Origin of the sequence: Mycolicibacterium novocastrense (genome assembly GCF_001570485.1) — a bacterium.
Lineage (GTDB): Bacteria > Actinomycetota > Actinomycetes > Mycobacteriales > Mycobacteriaceae > Mycobacterium > Mycobacterium novocastrense.
On the sequence record NZ_BCTA01000075.1, the window covers coordinates 1 to 9464 of the forward strand.

The window sequence follows — 9464 nt, forward strand, 5'->3', positions numbered from 1 at the left end:
TTGATGCGTAAGGAACACCAATCATCCCAGTTCAGAGGGCACTTTCCTCGTTACGACACCCGATCAAATAGGCAGTTCATCGGTGGATCGAGGTTTAGCCCATGACCGAGGCGCATGGCCAGGTGCCTTCGCCGCCGGAGGGGGCGGGTCAGGCCCGCGACCGGGTGCTCACCGTGCCCAACGTGCTCAGCGCGGTGCGACTGGTGCTGGTGCCGGTCTTCCTGTGGCTGCTGCTCGTGGTGCATGCCAACGCCTGGGCGGTGGCCGTGCTGATGTTCAGCGGGTTCTCCGACTGGGCCGACGGCAAGATCGCCCGGCTGGTCGACAACCAGTCATCGCGGCTGGGGGAGCTGCTCGATCCCGCCGTGGACCGCATCTACATGCTGACGGTCCCGATCGCCATGGGGCTGCACGGGTCGCTGCCGTGGTGGATTGTGCTCACCTTGATCGGGCGCGACGCCGTGCTGGCCGCGACGCTGCCGCTGCTGCGCAGCCGTGGCCTGACCGCGCTGCCGGTCACCTACATCGGCAAGGCCGCCACGTTCGCGTTGATGTCGGGTCTGCCGCTGATCCTGTTGGGGCAGTGGGACGCCACGTGGAGCCGGGTGGTGCTGGCCATCGGGTGGGGCTTTCTGATCTGGGGCCTGCTGATGTACCTGTGGTCAGCGGTGCTCTACCTGATCCAGGTGGGCATGGTGATGCGCCAACTGCCGAAGGTGTCGCGATGACGCAGAGTTTCCGCAACACCCTCGGCGGCTATGACCCGGAGTCGGGCCGCAACGCTCACGAGGCGAACCGGCCGACCAAGATTCCGGTGCCGTCGCTGCTGCGGTCGCTGTTGACCGATCACCTCGATCCGGGGTACGCCGCGGCCGCCGAGGCGAAGGCCGCCGGCCGCGAGCGGCCGAGGTGGCAGCAGTGGGCCTGGCAGCTGGCGGGTGCCTTGCTGCTGGTGGTGGTGTTCGCCGCCGCGGTGGCCCAGGCGCGCGCGACCGCACCCGGTGTCCAGGAGACGCAGCATGTGCTTGCGGGCAGCGTGCGGACGGCGCAGGCCGACACCACCGCGGCCGCCGAGCGCCGGGACACGCTGGCGGCCGAGGTCGACGACGAACGCCGCAGGCGCCTGGAGGGCGACGCACGGGGCCAGCAGTTGCTCAGCCGCCTCGACGAGGCGAGCTTCGCCGCCGCGGCCACGCCCGTGATCGGGCCCGGGCTGACGATCACCGTCACCGACCCGGGCGCGTCGTCGGCCAACCTGAGCGACGTCTCCAAAGAACGGGTCCCGGGCAGCAGGCAGGTGATTCTCGACCGCGACCTGCAACTGGTCGTCAACTCGTTGTGGGTCAGCGGCGCCGAAGCGCTGTCGGTCGGCGGCGTGCGGATCGGCCCCAATGTCACTATCCGACAGGCGGGCGGCGGCATCCTGGTCGACAATCAACCGATCAGCAGCCCTTATGTCGTCCTCGCGATCGGACCGCCGCACGCGATGCAGGAGGTATTCGACCGCAGCCCGGGCCTGCAGCGGCTGCGGCTGCTGGAGGCCTCCTACGGTGTCGGGGTGAGCGTGAGTACCGGCGACGGGCTGAAGCTGCCCGCGGGCTCGGTTCGAGAATTGAACTTCGCCAAGCAGATTGGGCAATGACACGAACATGAAGTCAGACACATGATCGGAATCGCCGCACTGATCGCGGGAGTGGTGCTCGGCCTGGTGTTCCACCCCGACGTGCCCGAGTTCGTCCAGCCCTACCTGCCGATCGCGGTGGTCGCCGCGCTCGACGCGGTTTTCGGCGGCCTGCGCGCGTACCTCGAGCGCATCTTCGACTCGAAGGTGTTCGTGGTGTCGTTCGTGTTCAACGTGTTGGTCGCCGCGCTGATCGTCTACCTCGGCGACCAGTTGGGGGTCGGCACGCAGTTGTCGACGGCGATCATCGTCGTGCTCGGAATCCGGATCTTCGGCAACGCAGCCGCTTTGCGCCGCAGGTTGTTCGGCGCGTGATGACGAGGCATGCCCATGAATGAGCACACACCGCAGCATTCCCTACCCGATGACAACGACGACCGTCGCGCCGGCGGCGGCCGCCACGAACTGCCGACCGACGAGCCGTCTCAGGAGATCGGCGACCTGCGCGCGGGCGGAATCGGCGGGGTGATGCGGAGGGGCCGCTCCCAGGTGGTGTTCGGGGCGCTGGCCGTGGTGCTGTGCGTACTGCTCGGTGTGGCGATCGTGACCCAGGTTCGGCAGAACGAGTCCGGTGACTCGCTCGAGACCGCCCGGCCCGCTGACCTGTTGGTGCTGCTGGACTCGCTGCAACAGCGGGAGGCTGCGTTGAACACCGAGGTGAACGATCTGCAGCGCACCCTGGCGCAATTGCAGGCGTCCGGCAGCAGCGACCAGGCCGCCATCGAGAACGCCCAGGCCCGTCTGGCCGCGCTGTCCATCCTGATCGGCACGGTTCCCGCGACCGGGCCTGGTGTGACGTTGACGATCACCGACACCGCGCCCGGCGTGCCCGCCGAAACGCTGCTCGACGTGATCAACGAACTGCGCAACGCAGGCGCCGAGGCAATGGAGATCCGGGGTGGGGGAACCGACGCGCAGACCGCGGTGCGCGTCGGCGTCGACACCTGGGTCGTCGGCAACCCGGGCGCGCTGGTGATCGACGACGTCACCATGAGCCCGCCGTATTCGGTTCTGGCCATTGGCGATCCGCCCACCCTGGCCGCCGCCATGACCATTCCCGGTGGCGCCATGGACAGCGTCGAACGGGTCGGCGGCAGCATGGCTGTGCAGCAGTCCGACCGCGTCGACGTGACCGCCTTGCGGCAACCGAAACAGCGCCAATACGCTCAGCCAGTCAAATGAGGGTCAGTTGCCAACCCGGGCCGAACCGCTGAACAACGAGGAGCGCCGTGAGCGAAATCCCAGCCGACCTGCACTACACCGAAGAACACGAGTGGGTGTTGCGTACCGGCGACGACACCGTGCGCGTCGGTATCACCGATTACGCCCAGTCGGCGCTCGGTGACGTGGTGTTCGTCCAGCTGCCCGACGTCGGTGCCGAGGTGACTGCCGGCGAGTCGTTCGGCGAGGTGGAGTCCACCAAGTCGGTGTCGGACCTGTACGCCCCCGTCACCGCGAAAGTCGTTGCGGTCAACGGTGATCTCGAGGGGAGTCCCCAGCTCGTGAACTCCGATCCCTACGGGGAGGGTTGGCTGGTCGAGCTGCAGGCCGACCCCGCCGCCCTGGAGCAGGGGCTGGGCACGCTGCTGGACGCCGACGGCTACCGCAGCACAGTGAGCGAGTGACGGGTTGTTAGGGTTTTGCAGACCGGACGCCAACTAGGGCGGATCCGGCGGTGGTGGGCACAATCGCGCTCGCCGCGCGGTACGGTCGACATCAGACGCGGTATCGCCACAGCAGCCAGTTAGGAGCAGCGGGTGACGGAAAACGACCAGAACTCTGGGACCGACCAGACGTCTGACGAAGTCACCGTGGAAACGACGTCCGTCTTCCGCGCCGACTTCCTCAATGAACTGGACGCCCCGGCCACGGCTGGCACCGAGGGCGCCGTTTCGGGCGTCGAAGGTCTGCCCGCCGGATCGGCGCTGCTGGTCGTCAAGCGCGGGCCGAACGCGGGATCGCGGTTCCTGCTCGACCAGCCCACCACGTCGGCCGGTCGGCATCCCGACAGCGACATCTTCCTCGACGACGTCACGGTGAGCCGCAGGCATGCCGAGTTCCGCCTCGAAAGCGGTGAGTTCCAGGTGGTCGACGTCGGCAGCCTCAACGGCACCTACGTCAACCGCGAACCGGTGGACTCGGCGGTGCTGGCCAACGGCGACGAGGTGCAGATCGGGAAGTTCCGCCTGGTGTTTCTCACCGGCCCGAAGAACGACGACAGCGGTCAGGCCGGCTAGTGGTCGACCAACGCATGCGCGAAGAGTAACCATGGGCGCACCCGACACTCCCGCGCTCACTGGGATGTCGATCGGAGCGGTCCTCGATCTGCTACGACCGGACTTCCCGGACGTGACCATTTCCAAGATCCGGTTCCTGGAGGCCGAAGGCCTGGTCACCCCCGAGCGCACCGCGTCGGGTTACCGGCGGTTCACCGCCTACGACTGCGCACGTCTACGGTTCATCCTCACCGCCCAGCGCGACCAGTACCTGCCGCTGAAGGTGATCAAGGCACAGCTCGACGCACAGCCCGACGGCGAGCTGCCCCAGAACGGATCGGCATACGGCGTACCGCGTTTGGTTCCGGTGTCCTCAGACGGCACAGAGGGCACCGACGCTCCCGGGGGTGCGGCGGCGGTGGCCCCGACGCAGGTGCGCCTGTCGCGGGAGGATCTGCTGGCCCGCTCGGGCGTCGGAGAAGAACTGCTGGGCGCGCTCGTCAAGGCCGGCGTCATCACGCCCGGACGAGGCGGATTCTTCGACGAGCATTCCGTGGTGATCGCCCAGTGCGCCCGCGCTCTGGAGGACTACGGTGTCGAGCCCCGGCACCTGCGGGCGTTCCGGTCGGCGGCCGATCGGCAGTCCGATCTGATCGCCCAGATCGCAGGGCCTATCGTCAAGGCCAACAAGGCAGGCGCCCGCGACCGGGCCGACGATCTGGCACGTGAAGTGGCGGCCTTGGCGATCACATTGCACACATCGTTGATCAAGTCGGCTGTGCGCGACGTACTGGATCGCTGAGGATTAGACTCGAAGCGATGGCTATGAAGCTCGCTTCTTCGGTGCGGAGGGCAGACGCAGATGGGTGAGGTTCGTGTGGTCGGCATTCGCGTGGAGCAGCCGCAGAACCAGCCGGTCCTGCTGCTGAGGGAGTCCAACGGCGACCGGTATCTGCCCATCTGGATCGGCCAGTCGGAGGCCGCCGCGATCGCGCTCGAACAGCAGGGGGTCGAGCCGGCCCGGCCGCTGACACACGATCTGATCCGAGATGTCATTGCCGCGCTTGGCCATTCGCTCAAAGAGGTGCGCATCGTCGACCTGCAGGAGGGCACCTTCTACGCCGACCTGATCTTCGACCGCGACATCAAGGTGTCGGCGCGTCCGTCGGATTCCGTGGCGATCGCGCTGCGGGTCGGGGTGCCGATCTACGTCGAGGAAGCGGTGCTGGCGGAGGCCGGGCTGATCATTCCCGACGAGAACGACGACGAAGCGGCGGGCGCAGTGCGCGAGGACGAGGTCGAGAAGTTCAAGGAGTTTTTGGATTCGGTCTCTCCGGACGACTTCAAGGCCACCTAGAGGCGGCCGTCGTCCTGCGGGTTTGTCACGGAAACGTCTCGTCCCCTCGACACGCGGTACCGGGTTTCCCCGTCGGCGAATCGGGCAGCCATACTTTGGGGGCCGGACCACTGATGGGCAGTCCGCGGACGGCGAGAAGCGTATGCTCGACACACTCGGGCTTGGCAAATGTGTGCCCACGTAGGTCACAGAGGCGGGTTCGATCGGCGAGAGGAATCTGGAAGTGGGAGACACGCCACGTCAGGAGCAGCTGGACCTCACCGCTGCTAGCGGCCCCGCGGATTCGGAACTGACCACCACTCCGGAGCCGGCCGGAGAACCCGTCCAGGCCGGGCTGTTCCCCGACAACTCCGTTCCCGACGAGCTCGTCGGCTACCGCGGCCCCAGCGCCTGCCAGATCGCCGGCATCACCTACCGCCAGCTCGACTACTGGGCTCGGACGTCGCTGGTCGTACCGTCCATCCGAAGCGCGGCAGGCTCCGGCAGCCAGCGGCTGTACTCGTTCAAGGACATCCTGGTCCTCAAGATCGTCAAACGCCTGCTCGATACCGGTATCTCGCTGCACAACATCCGCGTCGCCGTCGACCACCTGCGCCAGCGCGGGGTTCGCGATCTGGCCAACATCACGCTGTTCTCCGACGGCACCACGGTCTACGAGTGCACGTCGGCCGAAGAGGTCGTCGACCTTCTGCAGGGCGGTCAAGGCGTGTTCGGCATCGCGGTTTCGGGTGCGATGCGGGAGTTGACCGGCGCTATCGCCGATTTCCCCGGTGAGCGCGCCGACGGGGGCGAGTCGATCGCGGCTCCCGAGGACGAGTTGGCCTCGCGGCGCAAGCACCGCGACCGCAAGATCGGCTGACATTTCGGGCCACGCACCCGCTCGCTGCCGAGGCCAGCGCCTCTGACGGTAAACTCGTGAACGCATCGCGCTTGTGCGGGAGAGTTTCGTGGCGGCCAGTCACGGACGCCGAAGGAGCAACACCTCTCCGTCAACCTCTCAGGCACCCAGGACCGCACGAGACCCCGATGCCTCTGGAAAGCGGTGAGCTCTCCGGTCGGGTCCGCCCGGCCGCCCTCGCCCGCCCATGGGGAAAGGCGAATCTCGCACCGTCGTGATCGCCGAATCTCTCAGGCGCCCGCACCGGGTCGACGACAGAGGGGGAGGAACCCAGCGGTCCTCTGCCTGAACGCGTCTGGAGTAGCCCGAGTGTTCGATCACCATCAGCCCAATTTCGCCGACCGCCACATCGGACCGGATGCCGACGCCGTCGCCACCATGCTCGAGACGATCGGCGTCTCCTCACTCGACGAACTCGCCGAGAAGGCGCTGCCATCGGGCATCCTCGACCCGCTGTCGGCCGACGGTTTGGCCCCGGGACTCGACCGGCTACCCGCGGCCGCCTCCGAGGACGAGGCGCTGGCCGAACTGCGCACGCTCGCCGACACGAACACCGTGGCCGTGTCGATGATCGGCCAGGGCTACTACGACACGCTGACCCCACCGGTGTTGCGCCGCAACATCCTTGAAAACCCCGCCTGGTACACCGCCTACACCCCGTACCAACCGGAGATCAGCCAGGGCCGCCTCGAGGCGTTGCTCAACTTCCAGACCATGGTGACCGACCTGACCGCCCTCGAGGTCGCCAACGCCTCCATGCTCGACGAGGGCACCGCGGCGGCCGAGGCGATGACGCTGATGCACCGCGCCGTACGCGGGCCGTCGAACCGGCTGGCCGTGGACGCCGACCTGTTCGGCCAGAGTGCCGCGGTGCTGGCCACCCGCGCCGAGCCGCTCGGCATCGAGATCGTCACCGCCGATCTGACCCAGGGGTTGCCCGACGGCGAGTTCTTCGGCGTCGTCGCGCAGCTGCCGGGGGCCAGCGGTGCCGCCGTGGACTGGAGCGAGCTCGTAGCCCAGGCCCATGACCGCGGCGCGTTGGTTGCGATCGGTGCCGACCTGCTGGCGCTGACGCTGCTCACCCCGCCCGGCGAGATCGGCGCCGACGTCGCGTTTGGAAGCACTCAAAGGTTGGGCGTGCCAATGGGTTTCGGTGGCCCGCACGCGGGATACCTGGCCGTGCACGCCAAGCACGCGCGCCAGTTGCCGGGCCGCCTGGTCGGGGTGTCGCTGGACGCCGACGGCGCGCCGGCGTACCGGCTGGCGTTGCAGACCCGCGAACAGCACATCCGCCGCGACAAGGCCACGAGCAACATCTGCACCGCGCAGGTGCTGCTCGCGGTGATGGCCGCGATGTATGCCAGCTACCACGGGGCCGACGGTCTGACCGGGATCGCGCACCGGGTGCACGAGCGGGCGCGAGCCGTGGCGGCCGGGCTGACGGCGGCCGGGGTACCGATCGTGCACCGCTCGTTCTTCGACACCGTCCTGGCTTCGGTGCCCGGCCGGGCCGCGGCGGTGCGCGAGGCCGCCAAGGCGCGCGGCATCAACGTCTGGCTGGTCGACGACGACCACGTCTCGGTGTCCTGCGACGAGGCGACCACCGCCGCACATGTCGAGGCGGTGCTGTCGGCCTTCTCGGCGGCGCCGGTCGACGCGGAGTTCGACGGCCCCCGCATCGCGACCCGCACGTCCGAATTCCTGACCCATCCGGCGTTCACGCGCTACCGCACCGAAACCGAGATGATGCGCTACCTGCGCTCGCTGGCCGACAAGGATATCGCCTTGGACCGCAGCATGATTCCGCTCGGATCGTGCACGATGAAGCTCAACGCGGCTGCCGAGATGGAACCGATCACCTGGCCGGAGTTCGCGCGCCAGCATCCGTTCGCACCGGCGTCCGACACCCCGGGACTGCGGAAGTTGATCGCCGACCTCGAGCAGTGGCTGATCGACATCACCGGCTACGACGCGGTGTCGCTGCAACCCAACGCCGGCTCGCAGGGCGAGTACGCCGGCCTGCTGGCGATCCAGGCGTATCACGCCGAACGCGGTGAGCCCGGCCGCGACGTCTGCCTCATCCCGTCCAGCGCGCACGGCACCAATGCGGCCTCGGCGGCGTTGGCGGGTATGCGGGTCGTCGTCGTGGCGTGCCGACCCAACGGCGACGTCGACCTCGACGACCTGCGCGCGAAGGTGAGCGAACACGCCGATCGGCTGTCGGCGTTGATGATCACCTACCCGTCGACGCACGGGGTGTACGAGCACGACATCGCCGACATCTGCGCGGCCGTGCACGACGCGGGCGGTCAGGTGTACGTCGACGGCGCCAACCTCAACGCGCTCGTCGGCCTGGCCCGGCCCGGCCGGTTCGGCGGCGACGTGAGCCACCTCAACCTGCACAAGACGTTCTGCATCCCGCACGGCGGTGGCGGCCCCGGTGTCGGCCCGGTCGCGGTGCGCGCGCACCTGGCGCCGTATCTGCCCGGCCATCCGCTCGCCGAGGAACTACCGGACAAGTACACGGTCTCGGCGGCGCCGTACGGGTCGGCGTCGATCCTGCCGATCAGTTGGGCCTACATCCGGATGATGGGTGCAGGCGGGCTGCGCGCTGCGTCGCTGACCGCGATCGCGTCGGCCAACTACATCGCCCGTCGCCTCGACGAGTACTACCCGGTGCTCTACACCGGCGAGAACGGCATGGTCGCCCACGAGTGCATCCTCGACCTGCGCACCATCACCAAGCAGACCGGCGTGACTGTCGACGATGTGGCAAAGCGGTTGGCGGACTACGGTTTCCACGCACCCACGATGAGCTTCCCGGTAGCGGGCACGCTGATGGTCGAGCCCACCGAGAGCGAAAGCCTCGCCGAGGTCGACGCATTCTGCGCGGCGATGATCGCTATTCGCGGTGAGATCGACAAGGTCGGTGACGGCACCTGGCCCGCCGAGGACAACCCGTTGCGCAACGCACCGCACACCGCGGAATCCCTTCTGGTGGACGACTGGACCCACGCCTACACCCGTGAGCAGGCGGCTTATCCGCTGGGCAAGAACTATCGCCCCAAGGTGTGGCCGCCGGTGCGTCGCATCGACGGTGCGTACGGTGATCGCAACCTGGTGTGTTCGTGCCCGCCGGTCGAGGCGTTCGCCTGAGCGACGCCCACCAAATTGCCCGCCCTTAGCGCCGAGTGTGGGCTTGACACACGTTCAAGCGTCCGCAGATTCATACGGTCAGTGCAACATCCCTGGATTTGGAGGTTGCTCATGCCTAGTGGTTACCCGCATCCGCGGTCGATGCGTCGGGAGTTG

Annotated in this window: 10 protein-coding genes and 1 riboswitch; all 10 genes read left to right on the forward strand. The window is 67.9% G+C overall.

The window, feature by feature from the left end; genetic code table 11:
• Positions 1-101 precede the first annotated feature (101 nt).
• Complete coding sequence (locus tag RMCN_RS24515) at positions 102-728, forward strand: CDP-alcohol phosphatidyltransferase family protein (RefSeq protein WP_064393699.1); 627 nt, start codon at positions 102-104, stop codon at positions 726-728.
• Positions 725-1642, forward strand: a complete 918-nt coding sequence (locus RMCN_RS24520) for a DUF881 domain-containing protein (RefSeq protein WP_064393700.1) — start codon at positions 725-727, stop codon at positions 1640-1642. The genes RMCN_RS24515 and RMCN_RS24520 overlap by 4 nt, the downstream gene beginning before the upstream one ends.
• Positions 1643-1663: 21 nt before the next feature.
• Entirely contained in the window at positions 1664-1996 is a 333-nt protein-coding gene (locus tag RMCN_RS24525) for a small basic family protein (protein ID WP_064393701.1), read from the forward strand.
• Between the two features lie 15 nt (positions 1997-2011).
• Positions 2012-2863 carry a DUF881 domain-containing protein gene (locus RMCN_RS24530; RefSeq protein ID WP_067394796.1) on the forward strand — a complete coding sequence of 284 codons (852 nt, stop codon included), beginning with the start codon at positions 2012-2014 and terminating at the stop codon, positions 2861-2863.
• 47 nt (positions 2864-2910) lie between these two features.
• Positions 2911-3306 (forward strand): glycine cleavage system protein GcvH, encoded by a 396-nt coding sequence (gene gcvH, locus RMCN_RS24535; RefSeq protein WP_064393703.1) that lies wholly within the window; start codon positions 2911-2913, stop codon positions 3304-3306.
• 132 nt (positions 3307-3438) lie between these two features.
• Positions 3439-3918, forward strand: a complete 480-nt coding sequence (gene garA / locus RMCN_RS24540; protein WP_064393704.1) for a glycogen accumulation regulator GarA — start codon at positions 3439-3441, stop codon at positions 3916-3918.
• 31 nt (positions 3919-3949) lie between these two features.
• Positions 3950-4699: a transcriptional regulator FtsR gene (ftsR, locus tag RMCN_RS24545; RefSeq protein WP_067394799.1), complete on the forward strand. Its 750-nt coding sequence runs from the start codon at positions 3950-3952 to the stop codon at positions 4697-4699.
• Between the two features lie 60 nt (positions 4700-4759).
• On the forward strand, positions 4760-5254 hold the full coding sequence (locus tag RMCN_RS24550) for a bifunctional nuclease family protein (protein WP_059098552.1): 495 nt from the start codon (positions 4760-4762) through the stop codon (positions 5252-5254).
• A 223-nt stretch (positions 5255-5477) separates the two neighbouring features.
• Positions 5478-6113 carry a MerR family transcriptional regulator gene (locus tag RMCN_RS24555; protein ID WP_064418507.1) on the forward strand — a complete coding sequence of 212 codons (636 nt, stop codon included), beginning with the start codon at positions 5478-5480 and terminating at the stop codon, positions 6111-6113.
• 66 nt (positions 6114-6179) lie between these two features.
• Positions 6180-6278: riboswitch (glycine riboswitch) on the forward strand.
• A 183-nt stretch (positions 6279-6461) separates the two neighbouring features.
• The gene (gcvP, locus tag RMCN_RS24560; protein ID WP_067394802.1) at positions 6462-9308 is read left to right on the forward strand and encodes an aminomethyl-transferring glycine dehydrogenase; all 2847 of its coding nucleotides are present in this window, start codon (positions 6462-6464) and stop codon (positions 9306-9308) included.
• Positions 9309-9464 lie beyond the last annotated feature (156 nt).